17 protein-coding genes are annotated in these 19,806 nt (G+C 37.8%); 1 reads left to right on the top strand and 16 read right to left on the bottom strand.

The features are described 5' to 3' along the window. Positions 1-3 precede the first annotated feature (3 nt). The gene (locus ACQKMI_RS09005) at positions 4-723 is read right to left on the bottom strand and encodes a YveK family protein (RefSeq protein ID WP_427488205.1); all 720 of its coding nucleotides are present in this window, start codon (positions 721-723) and stop codon (positions 4-6) included. A 309-nt stretch (positions 724-1,032) separates the two neighbouring features. Between ACQKMI_RS09005 and ACQKMI_RS09000 the strand changes: the two genes are divergently transcribed. Beyond that, positions 1,033-1,500: a VanZ family protein gene (locus tag ACQKMI_RS09000; RefSeq protein ID WP_427488204.1), complete on the top strand. Its 468-nt coding sequence runs from the start codon at positions 1,033-1,035 to the stop codon at positions 1,498-1,500. A gap of 15 nt (positions 1,501-1,515) precedes the next feature. Here ACQKMI_RS09000 and ACQKMI_RS08995 read toward each other — a convergent pair whose 3' ends face one another. The 15 genes from ACQKMI_RS08995 to ACQKMI_RS08925 form a co-directional block, all read right to left on the bottom strand. Further along, positions 1,516-2,415 (bottom strand): hypothetical protein, encoded by a 900-nt coding sequence (locus ACQKMI_RS08995; RefSeq protein ID WP_427488203.1) that lies wholly within the window; start codon positions 2,413-2,415, stop codon positions 1,516-1,518. Positions 2,416-2,519: 104 nt separating this feature from the next. Next, the gene (locus ACQKMI_RS08990; RefSeq protein ID WP_427488202.1) at positions 2,520-4,232 is read right to left on the bottom strand and encodes an S-layer homology domain-containing protein; all 1,713 of its coding nucleotides are present in this window, start codon (positions 4,230-4,232) and stop codon (positions 2,520-2,522) included. A gap of 294 nt (positions 4,233-4,526) precedes the next feature. Then, on the bottom strand, positions 4,527-6,086 hold the full coding sequence (rny, locus tag ACQKMI_RS08985; RefSeq protein ID WP_427414900.1) for a ribonuclease Y: 1,560 nt from the start codon (positions 6,084-6,086) through the stop codon (positions 4,527-4,529). Between the two features lie 692 nt (positions 6,087-6,778). Then, positions 6,779-7,846, bottom strand: a complete 1,068-nt coding sequence (recA, locus tag ACQKMI_RS08980) for a recombinase RecA (protein ID WP_427488201.1) — start codon at positions 7,844-7,846, stop codon at positions 6,779-6,781. 429 nt (positions 7,847-8,275) lie between these two features. After that, positions 8,276-9,535 carry a competence/damage-inducible protein A gene (locus ACQKMI_RS08975; protein ID WP_427488200.1) on the bottom strand — a complete coding sequence of 420 codons (1,260 nt, stop codon included), beginning with the start codon at positions 9,533-9,535 and terminating at the stop codon, positions 8,276-8,278. A gap of 16 nt (positions 9,536-9,551) precedes the next feature. Continuing rightward, on the bottom strand, positions 9,552-10,130 hold the full coding sequence (pgsA, locus tag ACQKMI_RS08970; RefSeq protein WP_323645074.1) for a CDP-diacylglycerol--glycerol-3-phosphate 3-phosphatidyltransferase: 579 nt from the start codon (positions 10,128-10,130) through the stop codon (positions 9,552-9,554). A 50-nt stretch (positions 10,131-10,180) separates the two neighbouring features. Next, on the bottom strand, positions 10,181-11,095 hold the full coding sequence (locus tag ACQKMI_RS08965) for a helix-turn-helix domain-containing protein (RefSeq protein WP_427488199.1): 915 nt from the start codon (positions 11,093-11,095) through the stop codon (positions 10,181-10,183). Between the two features lie 35 nt (positions 11,096-11,130). Then, positions 11,131-11,913 (bottom strand): DUF3388 domain-containing protein, encoded by a 783-nt coding sequence (locus ACQKMI_RS08960; RefSeq protein ID WP_323645582.1) that lies wholly within the window; start codon positions 11,911-11,913, stop codon positions 11,131-11,133. Positions 11,914-12,140: 227 nt separating this feature from the next. Then, the gene (locus tag ACQKMI_RS08955; protein ID WP_079560524.1) at positions 12,141-12,398 is read right to left on the bottom strand and encodes a DUF3243 domain-containing protein; all 258 of its coding nucleotides are present in this window, start codon (positions 12,396-12,398) and stop codon (positions 12,141-12,143) included. Positions 12,399-12,443: 45 nt separating this feature from the next. Next, positions 12,444-13,172: an elongation factor P 5-aminopentanone reductase gene (gene ymfI, locus ACQKMI_RS08950; RefSeq protein WP_427488198.1), complete on the bottom strand. Its 729-nt coding sequence runs from the start codon at positions 13,170-13,172 to the stop codon at positions 12,444-12,446. After that, entirely contained in the window at positions 13,169-14,470 is a 1,302-nt protein-coding gene (gene yfmH, locus ACQKMI_RS08945) for an EF-P 5-aminopentanol modification-associated protein YfmH (RefSeq protein WP_427488197.1), read from the bottom strand. Before yfmH ends, ymfI begins: the two co-directional genes overlap by 4 nt. After that, complete coding sequence (yfmF, locus tag ACQKMI_RS08940; protein WP_427488196.1) at positions 14,467-15,738, bottom strand: EF-P 5-aminopentanol modification-associated protein YfmF; 1,272 nt, start codon at positions 15,736-15,738, stop codon at positions 14,467-14,469. Before yfmF ends, yfmH begins: the two co-directional genes overlap by 4 nt. 261 nt (positions 15,739-15,999) lie before the next feature. Next, entirely contained in the window at positions 16,000-16,959 is a 960-nt protein-coding gene (locus ACQKMI_RS08935; protein ID WP_427488195.1) for an ABC transporter permease, read from the bottom strand. Between the two features lies 1 nt (position 16,960). Then, positions 16,961-18,007: an ABC transporter permease gene (locus ACQKMI_RS08930; protein WP_323645080.1), complete on the bottom strand. Its 1,047-nt coding sequence runs from the start codon at positions 18,005-18,007 to the stop codon at positions 16,961-16,963. Beyond that, positions 18,007-19,554: an ABC transporter ATP-binding protein gene (locus tag ACQKMI_RS08925; RefSeq protein WP_427488194.1), complete on the bottom strand. Its 1,548-nt coding sequence runs from the start codon at positions 19,552-19,554 to the stop codon at positions 18,007-18,009. The genes ACQKMI_RS08930 and ACQKMI_RS08925 overlap by 1 nt, the downstream gene beginning before the upstream one ends. Positions 19,555-19,806: the final 252 nt, after the last annotated feature.

Genomic DNA, 19,806 nt, shown 5'->3' with positions numbered 1-19,806 from the left:
CCTCTACTTTCTAAGTTTTCTCACTTCTGGTGTTGTTAGCTCTAAATCCTTATCATCGATTGGACTAACTAATCCAATAATCGGTAATTGTAATAGCTCTTCTACATCTGATTCTGTTTTTACAGTCGTATCTAAATATTCTAGTAAGAAAGCTAAACCCACACCGACCATCAACCCTAAGACCGCTGCAATCGCGATATTTAACATTTTATTGGGCTTAACTGGAGAAGGGTCTTCGGGTAGTAATGCTGGCGATAAAACATTTACATTATCCACCTTCATTAATACTTGAATTTGCTCTTGAAAGACTTGAGCTGTTGTATTTGCAATATCTACCGCCCTAAACGCTAAGTTATCTTGTACGCTGACATCTACCACTTGAGAATTTTGTGCATTGGACACAATAATTTGATTTGCTAGTTCGCTAGGTGTCAGCTCTAAATCTAAACGCTCGATTACTTTTGATAGAATAGCTGGGCTTTTAATAATTACATTATATGTATTAATCAACTGTAAATTGGTTTGAATTTCTGTAGTTTGAATTTGTTGATCGGTTTTCTGCTGGTTTACTAGTATTTGGGTTGATGCTTGATAGATTGGGGTAAGGACATAGAAGCTAATGATAGCTGCTACAATGATTGATAAAACTGTTAAACTAATAATCATTACGGCACGTTTTCTTATTGTGCGAAAAATATCTTGTAGACTGATTGTTTCTTCCACTGCTATAAACCTCTTTCTATTGTATGTCTTTACTTATTATACACTAATTATGGGTAAATTTTTTATATTACCCAATTTATCACACCCGGCGTAAATGCATCAAGATATTGAATTACGCTCGCACAATTGATTCCATTCAAAATCCGTGACATTCGCCAGAGGCTTTATCTCCATTCAGTTGACGCTTGAACACTTACTATCACTACAATCGCATTCATTTCGCCACCTAGAGGCGATGATTTTTGCTGAATGAAGATAAATTTTATGTATCCTATTTCCTATTTTGGAATCTTATGATAATATGACGTTATGAAAAAATTAGTTCTTCCGTCGCTTATCATACTATTTTTATTGATTTCCTCGAGTCAAACGTATGAGGAACAGTCCCTAAACGCTACATTACAAACCCTACTTCCAAATAAGCCGTTTGAGGCTCTATTATCGAGCTTTTCGATTTCGTATTTCGGTACTGTTATTTCAATAGAAGAAAGAGGCTACTATTTATTTATCGAATTTATAATTCGTAAAGGCGTTCATTTCTTTCTTTTCGGACTATTGGCCCTAGGATTTTATCGGGTACTTTCTTTTTCAAAGTATCGTTTTATCATTGCCTTACTACTCACAGCTGTCTTCGCTAGTTTTGATGAATATCATCAATTCTTAACAGGCGGTCGTACTCCGTCCTACAAAGATGTGCTACTAGATAGCATGGGAGCATGTGTTTTTTTATGCTTTGTACATCTGAAGAATAAATATGGTAGAGGAACTTCTAGCTAATAAGCTAGAAGTTCTTTATTTCTTCCCTAATGCTTTGCTGTATAGTTGTGATCTAAGCGATTCTTTCGTAGCCTCATACTCATCACGGAAACTTGACGCATAGGATTTATTAAATCCATTATTCTCTAAATCTGATTCTACAACTCCCATCAGACTTTCGAACGCTGCATCTGTACTTGCTTCCATCCCTGACGCAGCCGCCATATATTTGTTGTATAAGTAACCAAAGCTGACACTTTCACCATTTCCCTTTTTGTTGCCATATTCTTCTTGAGCAAGTCCAATGAGACCATAAAGCTTTGATTCCGCTTGAGATTCAAGTGCACTAAAAGAACTTGCATATTTGTCTTTAATATTTGCAACTGTAGGTTTTTGTTCAGGTTCAGTAACTCCCGGCTTGCCAGTTGTTCCAGTTGTTCCAGTTGTTCCAGTTGTTCCAGTTGTTCCAGTTGTTCCAGTTGTTCCAGTCTTGCCAGGTTTGACTGTAATGTTGCTACCGTCTTCTGTAAGAATAACAACTTGATTATTCTTTTTTTCAACAGTTAAATTAGGTTTTACTGCATTATGTGTAATTTCCTGACCGTTCACATCGATTACTTTTACAATACGATTGTTTTTAATTACTACATATACATCTTCATTTTCTAATTTATATTTACCTGATACTACCTCATCTTGAATTTTTCCCTTTGCATCTACTTTCACTTCTGTGCCATCCGGTAATGCTAGGGTAAAACCTTCATCGACAATAGCATCTACTTGCTCATCCGCTACATCGTATGTTTTTAACTTAAATTCATATAAAATATATCCCCCTACAGCCAGGACGATAACAAGAAAACTAAGGAGGAACCATTTTAACTTTTTTCGCTTTTTCTTACTTTTACTTTTACTTTGACTTTGACTTTTACTCATCTGTATGATTTTACCTCCTTTTCAAAAAACATTAATATTAACCTTTCAGTCAAATCCCCCAAAACATAATGTTTTGGGGGATTATGATTATGACTTTTAGCTTCTTATTTCTCGTTTACAATTTTCAATTCATACGCAACAGCTGAATAGCTTGAACCGAAGTTAACTGTTACAGTAGTTGATTTTCCTTCTAGTTCGCCAATTGTTTTTGCCGAACCTTGGTTAGCGTCCACAAATTTCATAATAAGGTCCTTTGTGAAATTTTTGTCTAATAATTGTTTTTTAGAATAAGTATTACTACCCTCAGTTATTGATACTAACTTATCATAAGCAAAACCAATACCTTCTAAGCTAGGATCTGTTATGATATCAGCAATAGAATTTTCAGCGTCAAATTTCGCCATATCAGATTTCACTTTTGAAAGTGTTACATTTGGCTCAACAATTTCAAATTTCAATACATTGTTAGTTTTATCCTGTTCCACAGCTACATAACTATACTGGTCATCAAATTTACTAATTAACTTCTCGATGACACTGTCGATAGTTCCATCTAAATTAGTCGTGTTACCATTACCACCGCCGGTACTACCACCACTTGTACCGCCACCGCCAGATGTATTTCCACCTACTACGGCATTTTTAATAATATCTTTAATTTTATCTTTAAGTTCTGCGAAGTTAGTAATAACGTTTTCTAGTTTCGCGTTTGCTGGTAAATTAAGCTTATCAATCACTGTTTTTGTATCTAATGTTAATTTTGAACCTTCTCCAAGATTCACTACTGGTGCTTTAACATTTTTTAAAGTAACAGTAATATTCTTACCAATATTGATTTCTTTAGTGATTGTTGCACCATCGACTGTTACGCCGTCTTTATTGATTTGTAATGTATCTGCTTTTACATCGCTGATCGTAACTTTAGCAGCATCTACTACTAAATTCGGAATTAAAACGCCACCTGCATTAAACGTAGTGTTTTCTGCATTTAATGTTAAGCTTTTAATGCCCGTAATTTTTCCATTTTCAACAATCAACTCAACATCAGCATTTTTTAACGCTGCTGCATTTGCTTCATTGAAGATTTTAGCAACAGAAGGAGCAATTTTAAATGTACCTTTTGAAGTTACAACTTGACCTGCTTTTACTTCTGTGATTTTAGCTGATACAGTAGTTGTTTCAGAAGTTTCTGTTGATTCAGCACGAACAACAAACGATGCTAATTCACCGCGTGTTACAATTCCGTTTGGCATATACGTTATTGGTGTTGTTCCTGTTGTTACATTATTGCCATATAAAACTTTAATGTATTTTGCGTAAATATTATTTTCTGGCACATCCGTAAATGGTGTTGTTGTTTCGCCTTCTAAATCAAATGCCTCAACGATGATTTTCGCCATTTGACCACGTGTTAACGGATCATTTAGACCGTATGTACCATCTCCATTACCAGTAATAATACCTTCAGCTTTTAATGCAGCAATTGCACCATAAAACGGGTGAGTTGTTTTTACATCTTTGAAGTTTGGATTCTTTACGTTTTTCGTATCTAATTCTAAAACGCCTGCAATGATTTTTGCAGCTTGACCGCGTGTAACGATTTTACTTGGTCCGAATGTACCGTCCGGGAAACCATTAATAATTCCACGCTCTGCTAAATTACTAATCGCTTCTGCATGAACACTGTTTGCTGGTACATCTTTAAATGTTACCGCTGCTGCATCAGCAATTGCTGGAGAACTTGCTACAATTGCACCTGAAGCTACTGCTGTAGCCATTGCTACATTAAACATTTTCTTTTTTGAACTTTTTTTCATCTCTAATTGCCTCCAATACTATAATTACTTACGTATTAATACACCAGGTCGGATAGAAAATTTATAAACTAACATTATACTATTTTCTATCGAGTGACTGGATATTAACCCTTATTAATCCTGCCTCTCATAATATTACCATATTATAACTAAAAAAGTTCTAATAATTTCTTGCTATTTCTGCTAACAATATTATTAATTAGTCTCTTTTTTTAAGAAAAAATAGTTCTTTTAACTTTTTTAACAACAAAAAAAGATACCCTACATAATTAAGTAGAGTATCTTTTATATTATTTATTTCGCATATTCCACGGCACGTGTTTCACGAATAACCGTTACTTTTATATGGCCTGGATAATCAAGTTCTTCTTCAATTCGCTTGCGGATATCTCGTGCTAAGCGATGTGAGGCTAAGTCATCAATTTTTTCAGGTTGTACAATTATACGAATTTCACGACCAGCCTGAATCGCAAAGGATTTTTCTACACCATCATAGCTTTCAGAAATTTCCTCTAACTTTTCAAGTCTACGGATATAGTTTTCAAGCGTCTCACTTCGAGCACCTGGACGAGCCGCTGACAACGCATCAGCTGCAGCCACTAATACCGCGATGACAGATGTTGCTTCTGTATCACCATGGTGAGAAGCAATACTGTTTATAACGACCGGATGTTCTTTGTATTTTGTTGCTAATTCCACACCGATTTCGACATGGCTACCTTCAACTTCATGGTCTATTGCCTTACCAATATCGTGTAATAAGCCTGCACGGCGAGCTAATGCTACGTCTTCACCAAGTTCAGCAGCAAGTAAGCCTGCTAAATATGCGACCTCAATTGAATGTTTCAGGACGTTTTGTCCATAGCTTGTACGGTATTTCATGCGGCCTAAAATCTTCATTAAATCCGGATGTAAGTTATGAATACCAATTTCAAATGTTGTTTGCTCACCTGTTTCGCGGATTTGTTCATCCACTTCACGACGAGCTTTTTCCACCATTTCCTCAATTCGAGCAGGGTGAATGCGGCCATCCTGTACAAGTTTTTCAAGTGCAAGTCGCGCCGTTTCACGACGAATTGGATCAAAGCCTGATAAAATAACCGCCTCTGGAGTATCATCAATAATTAAATCTATACCTGTTAACGTTTCCAAAGTTCGGATGTTACGACCTTCACGACCAATAATACGACCTTTCATTTCATCATTTGGCAAGTTCACGACAGATACTGTTGTCTCAGCAACATGATCTGCTGCAAAACGTTGCAGCGCCAATGATAAAATTTCACGTGCTTTTTTATCTGATTCTTCCTTCGCACGTGTCTCAGCTTCCTTCGTCATCACAGCAATATCAGTTGTTAGCTCTTTTTCTACTTCTCCTAAGATTATAGCTTTTGCTTCATCTCTAGTTAAAGCAGAAATTCGTTCTAGCTCTGATTTTTGCAAGGCAACGAGCTCGTCCACTTTGCTTTCCATCTGTTCAATATGCTGTTGTCTTTCGCTTAGGGCTTGTTCTTTACGCTCTAAGCTTGCTTCTCTCTTATTTAGAGCATCATCTTTGCGATCAAGATTCTCTTCTCTTTGCAATAAACGGTTCTCTTGTTTCTGAAGTTCTGAACGACGTTCACGAATGTCATTTTCTGCTTCAGTACGAAATTTGTGAGTTTCATCTTTGGCCTCAAGTAGTGCTTCTTTCTTCAATGCCTCCGCTTCTCGTTTTCCTTCTTCAACGATAGTTTCAGCGACATGTTTAGCACCAGTGATTTTTGAGTCATTCACTTTTTTCATATAGATATAGCTAACAGCGGCACCAACGATGAGTCCAAGCAAAGCGGAGATGATAGTAATTCCATCCATATGAACACCTCCTCTTGCTATTTGGGTATTACAGTTTCAGTCGGCGCATACATCAAATTCGCCTTGGCATAATAATTGCATCTCGGATTTTAAATCATGTTTAATTCTGCACAAGGTGCAGACACGATGTCTGACATTCGGTAAAATCACAGGAAGTGGCGTTTTTACCGAAGCAGATACATTAGCCGTTTTTGCAGGATGCGAAAATCTAAGGCTAACATCTTATTATTCATTTCTTTCAAAATCCTTGACATCTGCCAGAGGCTTCATCTTCATTTAATAGGTCTTCAAAAGCCTTATAAATGAAGTCAGAATGTACTGCCTATTTAAAGTCATAATTCAGAAATTATACATATTTAATTGTATAGCTAGCCTCAAGCTCTGTCAAGGATAGTCGGGCATCTGTTCGCCCTCTCAAGAAAAAAAGTCAGTCATATCCATTAAGAGAATTAATTACCTATTACTTTTTACACTAACGCTTATTTTAGCTTTTAACATTAATGGTGCAGAAGCAGTACTTAGGAATTATTTTCACAAAACTTCGCCCAATCGGAACGAAGGTCAATTTATATCAATTTGATGAGCTACATGAATGGATATCCTAATAAATATAATAAAACCACATTCCCCAGTATGTGTAAATAAAAAAATGCATTGCTCTCACTATAAAGAGTGGGAACAATGCATTTATATTATTTTTCATCTTCAAGAAGAAGCTTTAATTCATCATCCATTTCTTCCTCATCACCATGCGCAGCAATTGTGTAAGATGATGATGCAATACCGTAAGAAGCACGGATTTTATTTGCGATGTCGTCAAGCACCGCTGGATTTTCTTTTAAATATTGTTTAGCATTTTCACGACCTTGACCTAGGCGCTCATCACCGTAAGCATACCAAGAACCGCTTTTTTGAACGATGTCTAGTTCAACACCTAAATCGACTGTTTCGCCCTCTTTTGAAATTCCTTCACCGTACATAATATCAACTTCAGCTGTACGGAATGGTGGCGCTACTTTGTTTTTCACAATTTTAATTTTTGTACGGTTACCCATAATGTCATTACCTTGTTTAATAGCTTCTGCACGACGTACTTCTAAGCGAACGGAGCTATAGAATTTAAGTGCACGACCACCAGGTGTTGTTTCTGGGTTTCCGAACATGACACCGATTTTTTCACGAATTTGGTTAATGAAAATAGCAATCGTTTTCGATTTATTGATTGCACCTGAAAGCTTACGTAAAGCCTGAGACATTAAACGCGCTTGTAAACCAACATGCGAATCACCCATATCTCCTTCGATCTCTGCTTTCGGAACTAATGCTGCTACTGAGTCTATAACGATAATGTCGATAGCGCCACTACGTACTAGTGCTTCAGCGATTTCAAGCGCTTGTTCTCCTGTATCTGGTTGAGATAATAGAAGCTCATCAATATTGACACCTAATTTTTGTGCATATATTGGATCTAACGCATGCTCAGCATCGATAAACGCTGCTTGTCCACCATTTGCCTGCACCTCTGCAATGGCATGAAGAGCAACCGTTGTTTTACCTGATGATTCAGGGCCGTATACTTCAATAATACGTCCACGTGGATAACCACCTACACCTAATGCAGCATCAAGTGCTAGCGAACCACTTGAAGATGTAGCAATTTCTAAATCAGTTTTTTCGCCAAGTTTCATGATGGAACCTTTGCCGAAATTCTTTTCAATTTGTTTTAACGCCTGTTCTAAGGCTGCTTTACGATCACTCATTCATTTTCCTCCTTCGAAAACTGTTCACTGTTTTTCTCTATCTCTACTATACTTGTTTTTGAGAGAAGACGCAAGAAAAAAGCGAACGTTTATTCGTTTTTCTTCAAAATAAAAATTTGGGTAACTTTCCATTACCCAAATTTCTATTTTAACGATATTTAATCAAGCGTGTCGATTAACCATTTTTATCCACTTTATTAGAAGGCTCTGATTTCCGCTACGGGCTACTCGCTTTCCTGCGGGCGAGCGTCGAGCCGCTTCCTTCGCTGCGCTTCGTGCAGGGTCTCGCCTGTCTCGCTTTCCCGCGGGAGTCGAGTAGCCCTACGCTACAATCAGTTAAAATGGTTATACATTAGCAAAATATCAACAAAAAAATCCTTTTATCAGCCAATAATAGACCTATATTTACCTAATCAACACGTCTAATATTTAATAACGTTTTTTAAAGCCTCTTTCTTCCAAAAGCTGCATTAAATAATGACAAGTAAATTTCGCCGCACGAAGTCGATTTGTATTACGCATGCCCGATAGATGAAGTAAATATGTGATTGGTTGCTCATCACCAATTGCGATCCCAATCCAAACCGTTCCCACTGGTTGATGATCATGCGCTGTAGGACCTGCCGCACCTGTTAATCCAATACCAATATCTGTATCAAACTTTTTTCGTACAGCGCTAGCCATAGCCGCTGCACATTCACTGCTGACAATCCCATGTGTAGTTAATAATTCTTTAGAAATACCGAGCTGTTTTATTTTAGCCTCTTCTGTATACGTAACAACGCCACCAACAAGGGCATCCCCTACACCTGGTATTTCTGCAAGCTCAGACTGAAATAATCCAGCTGTTAAACTTTCTGCCGCAGAAATTGTTAACTGATTATCTAGTAACATTTCTACTGTTTTAGAGGCTAGAGAATCATCATCTATACCGTATTGATAGTCACCTACAAGCACTTGAAGCTCTGCTACCTTTGCAGCAATAAGCTGCTGTGCTTCTTGCTCCGTTTCTGCCTTGGCAGTCACACGCAGTGTAACTTCGCCGTCAGAAGCAAGTGGCGCAACAGTTGGGTTTGTTTGCGAATCTAAAATAGCTTGGACACGTACTTCAAGCTCAGCCTCTCCAATGCCATAAAAACGCATCACATGCGATAGTATAACCCCTCCAGCATTTAACATCGCACCAAGCTTTGGCTTTGCTTCAAACTGGAACATCGGTTCAAGCTCTTTAGGTGGCCCCGGAAGCAAAATATAAGTACGCTCATCTTTCGTTAGTATCATACCAGGTGCCATACCATGATGGTTTGCAAGCACCTCACTACCTGCTAATATTAAAGCCTGCTTACGATTATTGTCCGTCATTGGACGTCCTCGCTTTGCAAAAAATTGCTCAATATATGTCAGCGCTATATCGTCAAATTCAAGAGTAACGTCAAGATGACGAGCAATCGTTTCCTTTGTTAAATCATCTTTTGTAGGCCCAAGCCCCCCAGAAAAAATGATTAAATCAGCACGAGTCTCTGCAATGGAAATAGCTTCTTCTAAACGTTGTGCATTATCTCCAACAACAGTGTGATAATACACATTTATCCCCAATTCGGACAACTGACTAGAAATAAATCTTGCATTTGTGTTCGAAATCTGACCAAGCAATAACTCTGAGCCCACTGCAAGAATTTCAGCATTCATGATCTCAAGACCTCTCTTATTTAGAGTCAAGTAAGGCACGTCGATTTAGATAGAAGTAATCCCATCCAGACCATAGTGTAAAGAACAATGCAATATATAGCATAATTGTATCAAATGGAATACCAATAAGTGTAAAGATTGTATTGTGTAAAAGTGCCGCTCCGATGGCCACAATTTGGGCCCACGTTTTAATTTTACCAAGTTGGTTTGCCGCAACAACTTCTCCTTCACCTGCCAATATTAAACGAAGGCCAGTTACTGCAAACTCACGGCTAATAATGATAATAATTATCCAAGCACTCGCCATATCTAGCTCTACCATTAAAATAAAAGCTGCTGAAACGAGCAATTTGTCAGCAAGTGGGTCTAAAAACTTACCAAATGTTGTCACAAGATTATACTTACGTGCGTAATAACCATCCACCCAATCAGTCGCTGAAGCAAAAATAAAAATGAGTGCACCTACAAAGTGATGAACAGGCATATCCGCACCGAATAGTGACATTGTTCCCCAGCCAAAATCAAACATCATAACAATGACAAAGAACGGAATAAGTAAGATTCGAGAGATGGTAATTTTATTTGGAATGTTCATTTTTCTAACACCTTTCATGATGAAAGAAAGTAGTCATCATTAGATGACTACTATTCTTTATTGAAATTGATGACGATGTTTTGCGTTACTGCTTGCTGTGCATACGTTAAAGGCTCGTCATTAATGTATACCTTGGCTTGCGTTGAATTACCTAAGCGGATACGTGCGTAATTTTGAGATGTTGCGTCGAATTCTACTACTTCTCCTGCATTATATACACGAGTATCAGTTAGTATTTCTTGTTGCTGTTGGTTTCGAATACCGATAAATGTAGGACCTGATACTTCGATACGTAATTTAAATGTATCTGCACCTGTTAACGTATAAGAAGTTGTAGCACCATCCGCTTCAACAGTCCCCGCTGAAATCGATTGCTTACCCTCTTCAGTTTGTTTTTCGTCAGGTGTTTCCTTTGCTGAATCTTTTGAATCTGTTGACTCTTGCTTGTCTTTTGTTTGAGCCTTTTTATTATCTTTTTCTTTTTCTGTATCTATTGGTTTTACTTTTGAATCGTATTCCATTTCTGGAGGCTTCTCTTCAACATTCGGTACTGCACTATTTTTAGACTGCGCGAGCACCCAAATTACTACAATAATGACAATGATAAATAAACCAACGATTATTTTCGGCATTGCCTCCATCATTTTAGTTGAAGGGCCTTTTGAAACTTTTCTTCTACTTGGGCTATTCGTCATCGATTGACTTACTTGATTGTTTGAAGTACCTGGAAGCTCACTTTTATACGTTTCTAAAATTTCCTCTGCGTTCAAACCAACAGCGTCGGCATATTGCTTAATAAAAGCTCGTACATAAAACGAACCAGGCATAATCGAATAATTGCCCTCTTCAATACCTATTAAATAACGCTTTTGTATTTTCGTTATTTCTTGTAAATCGTCTAAACTGTAGCCTTTAGACAGTCTCGCCTCTTTCAGTCGAGTCCCTAATTCTGCCACTAATAACACCTACTTTAACATCAATTTAAAAATTAAATCCTAACCTAAAATCCTCCAAATGAATTGGATTCAGAAACCATATGGTTTTTTTCTATTATCTCATACGTAATTTCTTCATCTGGGTGATGACGTAATTCAATGATATAATCAAAATCCTCTATCCTATATTCTGAATGCTGAACAAACATGTCTGGATGCTCGACGACCTTTATGGAAGGCATATTCATCATTTCACGTACTAGTTGCAAATGCCGCTCATCTGATGAACGACGTGTTACAATGCCATCTAATATGAAAATATTATTGTCACTGAATTCATCACCAGCGAGTTTATTGCGAACAGTTTGCTTAATCATTGTAGATGATAAAAAAATCCATTTTTTATTGGCACATACACTAGCCGCTACAATCGATTCAGTTTTTCCAACACGAGGCATTCCACGTATTCCTATGAGCTTATGCCCTTCTTTTTTAAAGAGCTCAGCCATAAAGTCAACTAAAATACCAAGTTCATCTCGTACGAAGCGGAAGGTATTTTTTTCATCTGCATCTCGTGGAATATAATGACCGTGCCTTATGGCTAAACGATCACGGAGTTTAGGTTGTCGAAATTTGGTCACGTTAATATGTTCCATTGTCGAAACAATTGTACGAAAACGGTCAATTGTCTCATCGTTGTCTGTATGCACTAACATACCACGTCGATCCTCATCGACACCATTTATTGAAATAATATTGACACGAAGCATCCCTAAAAGTGAAGCAATATCTCCTAATAATCCAGGGCGATTCACCTGAATTTCATATTCAAAGTACCAATCGCTCAAACACACTCGTTCCCTTCCTATTAGTTAACGTACAAAATCTCTTATAAGTTCCATCATAGCCGATTTTTTATGTAATGGAAAGTTAGAATACATGGAATTATGGGGTTATTTTTAAAAACTTACTATTTTTTTTTTGAACGTACTAAATAGGCTTACATACGTTCCCTTTTCTATGTAAAAATTGCTTTTTTATCATGAAAAAAAGAGGAGATAGCTCTCCTCTTTTTTTACTGTACAGGTTTATTTTGTACAAGTTTAACGACACAATTCGCCAATGCGTGTTTTTCCTCTTCAGAGGCAACGCCCCATAAATCCGACAACACTCGCTCTTGTTCATTTTTAGGATCGACATTTGTCGCCAAATATTCTCCAATTTGTACAGCAGCTTGTTGAATCATTTGCGATGGCACACCGCTTGATTCTGCTCGCATAACGTTTTGACCTAAAAACGATGTCCATTTATGCCAGTTCTCTAAGATAGTCATATTGTTCCTCCTCCTTTACACATGTAGTATGTGCAAAAAAGAACATTATATGTACCAGCCACCATTTAATCGAATTACTTGTCCCGTTACATAATCTGCATTTCCAGAAAGGTAGAAGCGCACCATTTTAGCAACATCCGTTGTTTGTCCAACTATACCTAGCGGAATGTCCTCTAAAATATAGTCAAGCTCCTCTTCACTTAAATGACTGTTCATCGAAGTATTAATAAAGCCAGGTGCGATGGCATTAACACGAATACGTGACAGTGCCGCTTCTTTCGCATATGACTTCACAAAAGCATGTTGGGCACCCTTCACTGCGGCGTAAAGAGTTTCACCAGCTGATCCCGCCTCTCCCCAAATCGAACCGATAAAAAGTACATAGCTAACATCGTGAGCACGAAGCTTTGATGACAGCAATGCCGTCAGACGCATTGGATTTTGCACATGAACACGCCATAATGCATCCATGTCCTCCACAGTAGTATCTTCAAGTAGAGAATAATGCGCCTGACCACTTGCAAAGACAATCGCTTGCACATTAAATATTTGTGATGCAAGCAATTGTGCCCCGGATGCTTTCGAAAAATCTCCCTGTACAAGCATAAATTCCTGTGCAGGGAAGTTTTCTGAAAGAGAGTGGTATAAAGTCTGCGCTGCTTTTTCATTGTTTGAAAAGTGTATGTAGATGGACCAGCCGTCTTCTGCCAGACTCTGACAAATAGCACGACCAATCTCACCCGATGCACCTAACACGAGGACAAACTTTTTCACTGTTCGCCCTTCACTGTAGGTAAAATTTTAAAGACAGTTTGTTGAGATTCACCTTGAACTGAAGAAAATGCCTTTTTCAAATCTTCAATCGTTAGTTCTTCTAGAACAGGTACAACATCGAACAAATTCATCTCATTAAACGAATAACGTGTAAATTGGTTGGCGATAAATTCAATAGAGTTCAGCGCACGTAGGAAGAAACCTATTTTTTTACGTTTCACTCGTTCTAAATCGGCACTTTCAAATTGTGCATCTCCATCATACTTTGCTAATTCTTCCTTAATAGCTTTCTCTAATGCAGCCGGATCTGTAGAATCCGAGCCAATCATAGCAAAACCAAAGCCATTTTCTAACGTGAAATCAAATGCATACGTTTCATCAATTAAGCCATCTTCATAGATGCGCTCATAAAATTCAGACGTGCGTCCAAAAATAAGTTCAAGCGCAATTTGAACAGACAGCTCATGTTTTAACATGTCGCGGCCAGAAAGATTTGTTTCTTTTGCTTTTAAGCCAATATAAACCTTTGGCTTTTGTACATCCATATGCAACTCGCGCTCTTTGATAGCAACCTCAGTCGGCTCTTTATCAAAGAAGCGTTGTATTGGTGTTTGTTCAGGGAATTCTTTTTTACCTTGATTGTCACGAATAAACGTCATCATTTCATTAGGGTCTACTGCGCCAATAACAAACAATAACATATTGGACGGATGATAAAACGTATTGTAGCACGTATATAAATGGTCCGCAGTAATGCCATCAATTGTCTCGATTGTACCAGCGATATCAATTTTTACTGGGTGATTATGATACATATTTTCGATCGTTCCAAAATATAGGCGCCAATCTGGCTGATCATCGTACATCGTAATTTCTTGACCAATAATACCCTTCTCCTTATTCACAGTTGCTTCTGTAAAGTAAGGCTCTTGCACAAAATTTAATAATGTTTCTGTGCTTTTATAAATATTGTCCGTCGAAGAAAATAAATATGCCGTACGTGTAAATGAAGTAAAGGCATTGGCTGAAGCGCCGAATTCACTAAACTTTTGGAATACGTCCCCATCTTCTTTTTCAAACATTTTATGCTCTAAAAAGTGAGCAATACCATCTGGGACTGTAACACTTTCCGTGTTTCCAAGTGGCACAAATGTACGATCAACAGAACCGTACTTAGTAGTGAATGTCACATATGTTTTGGAAAAGCCTTTTTTCGGTAAAATATAGACATCTAAGCCATTCTCTAATTTTTCATAATACAATGTTTCATCTAATTGATTGAATTCAATTGTTTTCATTGTGCGGCTTGCTCCTTTCCACATAAGAAATAGACCGCTTCTAACTGGATTTGCTTCGCCATTTCAACAATATCTTCTTTCGTTACAGCTTTCCATTTAGTTGCCCAAGCTTCAACTGAGAATTCCTCGGGTAAATCTTTATATTGGTCAAAAATTTCTATTTGTCCTCGAGCAGAATCCAATGACTCTTTTAGCTGATTCGTCAGCATTGCCTTTGTTTGCTCTAATTCTAAATCTGTAATGTCGCCTGCTTGCATGACAGCAATTTGTTCCTTAATTAGGGATAGTGCTTTCTCTTCATTCTTTGGTTCAATTCCAGACACAACAAAGACTAAACCATAATGTGATGCATAGGAGCTAGACGCATAGTAAGCTAAACTTTCCTTTTCACGAACATTCATAAATAATTTCGCATGAGGATAGCCGCCGAATACGCCGTTAAAAATTTGCATTTTGGCGAAATCAGGATCACCAAATCGTACTGGTGTACTAAAGCCAATATGCAGCTTTCCTTGCTTCATTTCTTGTTGTTCACGTACATAATCATTTTGTGGATGCTGTTGCGGAAGCACAGCAGGGATTTCTTCAGGTGTACGATCATTAAATGGTAGCGCTTTTTTCAGTTGCGTCACGATTTCGTCTTCATTTATATCACCTGCGACATAAATGTCTATTTTATCGTTAGCAAGCATGGATTGATATGCTTCAAGCAATGAGGCAGGGGTAATTTTTTGAATGTCCTCAATAGTTCCGTTAGCAGAAATAGAGGCCGGTTCATTTGGACGTAAAATCTGTTGAATTCGTTGTTGTGCAAATCGAGATTTATCGTCAAAAATGGACTCGATACGCTGAATGACTGTTTTCTTTTCACGCTCCACAATCGATTCCTTAAATACACCGTTTTCTAAATTCGGTTCAAAGATTGCTGTGTGCAATAAACCAAGTACCTCATTTAAAACACTTGTATTTGCCAAATAATGATCGTTAACGGCTTCTACATTCATCAGTACTGTATGCTCATTACCACGTTTGGATGTATCAAAATATAGCACTGTGCCATACAAATCATCCAAGAAACCTCGGAATGCAGCTGTTGTCTTATATTTAGCATTGCTGTGTTGCAATACATTTGTTAACACTGTGCGTTCAGACGCACTTGTAGCTGTTAAAGCTCTTCTCCATTTAATTGAAAAATTTACGGTTTTAAATTGGGTCGTTTGTCGGATATGCAAATTGACACCTTTTGCTAAAGGGATTGTTTTAAACATATATAGAACCCTCCTTATCTTTCTTAATATAACAAAGTACTACACATACTATACATGGCTATTGTCTATAATTGCAAAAAGAATCCAAAGTATGTATATGAAAAGTGCGAAATTGCATTTGGCTAATTGATGAACCTGTTCATACTAGCAACTAAAGAGCAACCTCCAACCATTATTTTCCCAAACACTTGAGATATGTACAAGGAAAAAGACTGAGCATTTTCGCCCAGTCTTTTGTGCAAACAATTGTCTGTTTGTTTTTTAGCGTTTCCCCTTAATATAAGGTTGGCCACTAGCTTTTGGTGCATTTGCTTTACCGATAAATCCTGCTAATGCAAGGATTGTTAATACATACGGTAAAATTTGAAGATATACAGCAGGAATGTCTTGAACGTAAGGAATTCCGCTTCCTGCAACACTTAACGTTTGTGCTACTCCAAAGAATAAAGCTGCACCTAATGCACCAATCGGATGCCATTTCCCAAAAATCATTGCAGCAATGGCCATAAAGCCTTGACCCGCAATTGTTGCATGTGAGAAATCGCTTGTAATTGATTGCGCGTACACTGCACCACCAAGACCACCTAATGCCCCTGAGATGACAACAGCAATATAGCGCATTCTATTAACATTTACGCCCATCGTATCTGCAGCCATTGGATGTTCACCAACAGCGCGTAAACGTAAACCAAATGGCGTTTTATAAATGATAAACCATGCCCCAATAGCTACTGCAAAAGCTAAAATTGACGTACTATAGACATCACGGAATAATAATGGTCCAAAGAACGGTATATCCTGTAAATAAGGGATTTCGAAACGAGTTATTGGTTGGGTAATCATATCTGTTTGACCTTTACCATAAATCATTTTTACTAAGAATACTGTTACCGCTAAACCTAATAAATTAATTGCAACCCCTGATACCGTTTGATCGGCACGGAAAGAAATTGAAGCAACAGCGTGGAGAAGTGAGAAGATTCCTCCAGCAATGACAGCTGCCAGCATAGCCACCCAAATTGTTGCTGCACCAAATGTTGAAGCAAATTCTAAATTGACATAAATACCAACAAATGCACCAACAATCATTAAACCTTCTAGTCCGATATTTACAACACCAGATCGTTCAGAGAACACACCACCGATTGCCGTAAAAATTAAAGGTGTTGCGAAGAAAATTGCAGAAGGGATGATGAAATATAACATTTCTAAAAAGCTCATGTTATTGTCCCTCCTTTTTCTTGCTCAACTTTTGCAATGCTACTCGAATAATGTAGCCTGATGCTACGAAGAAAATAATTAACGCAATAATAATAGATACGATTTCCTCGGGAATACCCGCAGCATTTGGCATATTTAATGCTCCGTATTTAAGTGAGCCGAATAAAGAAGCCCCGAATACAACCCCTAGTGGCGTATTTGCACCAAGCAAGGCAACGGCGATACCATCGAAACCAATACCTGTAAAGCCTGGTTTAATAGAAGCGTTTTGGAAAGTACCTAATGCCTCCATAGCACCACCAAGGCCCGCGAACATACCTGAAATCGTCATAGCTAAAATAATGTTTTTATTGACGCTCATACCAGCATAATCTGCAGCATGCTTATTAAAGCCTACCGCTTTAAGCTCATATCCACGTGTTGTTTTTTCTAAAATGAACCACATAACTATAACCATTAACAGTGCAACAATGATGCCATAGTGAAGACTTGAATTGTCTGTAAGCTCTCTTAAAAACGGAGAACGTAAAGTAGCTGATTCATGAACGCGTTCTGTTTTAAAGCCACCGTCAGACAATTTTTTAATCACTGCATTGGCAATATAAAGCGCAGTATAGTTTAACATAATTGTCGCTATAACTTCGTGAACTTTAAATTTCGCTTTTAAGAAACCTGCAATAAAGGCCCAAAATGCACCTGCAGCTGCTGCCGCAAGTAATGCTAATGGTAAGTGAATAATTTTAGGTAGTTCAAACGCATAACCTACCCATGCGGCTGCTAGCCAACCTAAAATTAACTGACCTTCAACACCAATGTTAAATAAACCTGTGCGGAAGGCAAATGCTACCGCAAGACCCGCCAATAAGTACGGTGTTATTTGACGGATTGTGTTCCCAATAGAATATGAATCTCCAAAAATACCTGTCCAAAGTGCGATATAACCTTGTACTGGGTCATAGCCGCTAACTACCATTACGATAGCTCCTACAATTAAACCGATAATGATAGAGATGATAGGAACGAGAATATTAATCACACGATTTGACATTAGTCGTTCCCCTCCTTCGCACCATTCGTTTTATTTTTACTATCTTGTCCTGCCATTAATAAACCTAGCTCTTGTTCTGTCGTTTCTTTTGGATTTAACTCATCAACAATTTCACCGTCATAAATAACAGCAATACGATCTGAAACATTCATGACTTCATCTAATTCAAATGAAATTAACAGTACTGCTTTTCCTTTATCACGTTGCTCAATAAGGCGAGAGTGGATAAACTCAATTGCCCCTACATCAAGACCACGTGTTGGTAGTGCAGCAATCAATAAGTCTGGATTACGATCAACTTCACGACCGATAATCGCTTTTTGCTGGTTACCACCTGAAAGGGCACGTGCTGGTGTCATTTCACCATTACCAGTACGCACATCATATTCTTCAATGATTTGGCGTGCTTTTTCAGACACTTTCTTGTAATCCATAACAAAGCCCTTAGCAATTGGAGATTGGTAATATGTTTGTAGTACGATATTATGACCAATCGGGAAATCTAATACTAACCCATGCTTATGGCGATCTTGCGGAATATGTCCAACGCCTTCCTCAGTAATTTTCCGAGGCTTCATATTTGTAATATCTTTGCCATTTAATGTAACAGTACCACTCTTTATTTTGCGTAAACCAGTGATGGCTTCGATTAACTCAGATTGTCCGTTACCATCGATACCTGCAATACCAACAATTTCACCTTTACGTACTTTTAAGTTCAGGCCTTTTACTTTATCGATATTACGGTAGTCTGTAACAACTAAATTATCGATTGCAAGTACTTCATCAGTTGGTTTTGCTTCTGTTTTTTCGGTTTTAAATTCGACTTGGCGACCAACCATCATTTCAGCTAATTGGTTAGGATTTGTTTCAGCAGTGTTAACTGTACCAATCCCTTCACCTTTGCGAATAATTGTCACACGGTCAGAGACTTCCATAATTTCTTTTAGTTTATGGGTAATTAAAATAATAGATTTGCCCTCTTCAATTAAGCGGCGCATTATTTGAATAAGCTCTGTAATCTCCTGTGGTGTTAAAGATGCCGTTGGTTCATCAAAGATTAAAATTTCTGCACCGCGGTATAGTGTTTTTAAAATTTCAACACGCTGTTGCATCCCCACAGTAATATCCTCGATTTTGGCATATGGATCAACATCTAAACCATATTTTTCAGAAAGTGCTTGTACTTTCTTAGCCGCATCTTTAATGTTAACAATCCCCATTTTTGTTGGTTCAGAACCTAAAATAATGTTCTCTGTCACTGTGAAATTTTCCACTAACATAAAATGTTGATGGACCATACCAATTCCTAAATCATTGGCCACATTCGGGTTTGTAATTTTAACAGCCTTCCCACGAACTCGAATTTCGCCACCCTCTGGTTGATACAAACCAAAAAGGACGTTCATTAAAGTCGATTTACCTGCACCATTTTCGCCTAGTAGTGCATGGATTTCGCCTTTTTTCAGTTGGAGGGTGATGTTATTATTCGCCACGAAATTACCGAACTCTTTTCGGATTCCTAGCATTTCAATCACGTATTCCAATTTTGTCACTCCCTTAATAGGCACTTTTATCAATTTCGCCTTAACGTAATTGTGGCTGTCGCTTCGCTTTCGCCACAGAACACATTTTGTAGCTGTCGCTACGTTGCACTGCGCTTTCGCTCAGAAAAACATTTATTGCTGACGCTTCGTTAACACTCCGCTTTCGCACAGATAAACAATACGTCCAGTTTTTGAAACCGTTATTTAGATTTGTTTTTAGACAAAAATAAACGAATCTAAATACTTGCCATA

It is taken from the genome of Lysinibacillus sp. NPDC097214 (assembly GCF_050277945.1).
GTDB lineage: Bacteria > Bacillota > Bacilli > Bacillales_A > Planococcaceae > Lysinibacillus > Lysinibacillus xylanilyticus_B.
This window is presented reverse-complemented; position numbering and strand designations above follow the sequence as displayed.

What these genes read in the sequence shown, in the direction of transcription:
- ACQKMI_RS09000 (WP_427488204.1), top strand. Translation starts at nt 1,033, where the DNA reads ATGAAAAAATTAGTTCTTCCGTCGCTTATCATACTATTTTTATTGATT.
- ACQKMI_RS08995 (WP_427488203.1), bottom strand. Translation starts at nt 2,415, where the DNA reads ATGAGTAAAAGTCAAAGTCAAAGTAAAAGTAAAAGTAAGAAAAAGCGA.
- ACQKMI_RS08990 (WP_427488202.1), bottom strand. Translation starts at nt 4,232, where the DNA reads ATGAAAAAAAGTTCAAAAAAGAAAATGTTTAATGTAGCAATGGCTACA.
- rny (WP_427414900.1), bottom strand. Translation starts at nt 6,086, where the DNA reads ATGGATGGAATTACTATCATCTCCGCTTTGCTTGGACTCATCGTTGGT.
- recA (WP_427488201.1), bottom strand. Translation starts at nt 7,846, where the DNA reads ATGAGTGATCGTAAAGCAGCCTTAGAACAGGCGTTAAAACAAATTGAA.
- ACQKMI_RS08975 (WP_427488200.1), bottom strand. Translation starts at nt 9,535, where the DNA reads ATGAATGCTGAAATTCTTGCAGTGGGCTCAGAGTTATTGCTTGGTCAG.
- pgsA (WP_323645074.1), bottom strand. Translation starts at nt 10,130, where the DNA reads ATGAACATTCCAAATAAAATTACCATCTCTCGAATCTTACTTATTCCG.
- ACQKMI_RS08955 (WP_079560524.1), bottom strand. Translation starts at nt 12,398, where the DNA reads ATGACTATCTTAGAGAACTGGCATAAATGGACATCGTTTTTAGGTCAA.
- yfmH (WP_427488197.1), bottom strand. Translation starts at nt 14,470, where the DNA reads ATGAAAACAATTGAATTCAATCAATTAGATGAAACATTGTATTATGAA.
- yfmF (WP_427488196.1), bottom strand. Translation starts at nt 15,738, where the DNA reads ATGTTTAAAACAATCCCTTTAGCAAAAGGTGTCAATTTGCATATCCGA.
- ACQKMI_RS08935 (WP_427488195.1), bottom strand. Translation starts at nt 16,959, where the DNA reads ATGAGCTTTTTAGAAATGTTATATTTCATCATCCCTTCTGCAATTTTC.
- ACQKMI_RS08930 (WP_323645080.1), bottom strand. Translation starts at nt 18,007, where the DNA reads ATGTCAAATCGTGTGATTAATATTCTCGTTCCTATCATCTCTATCATT.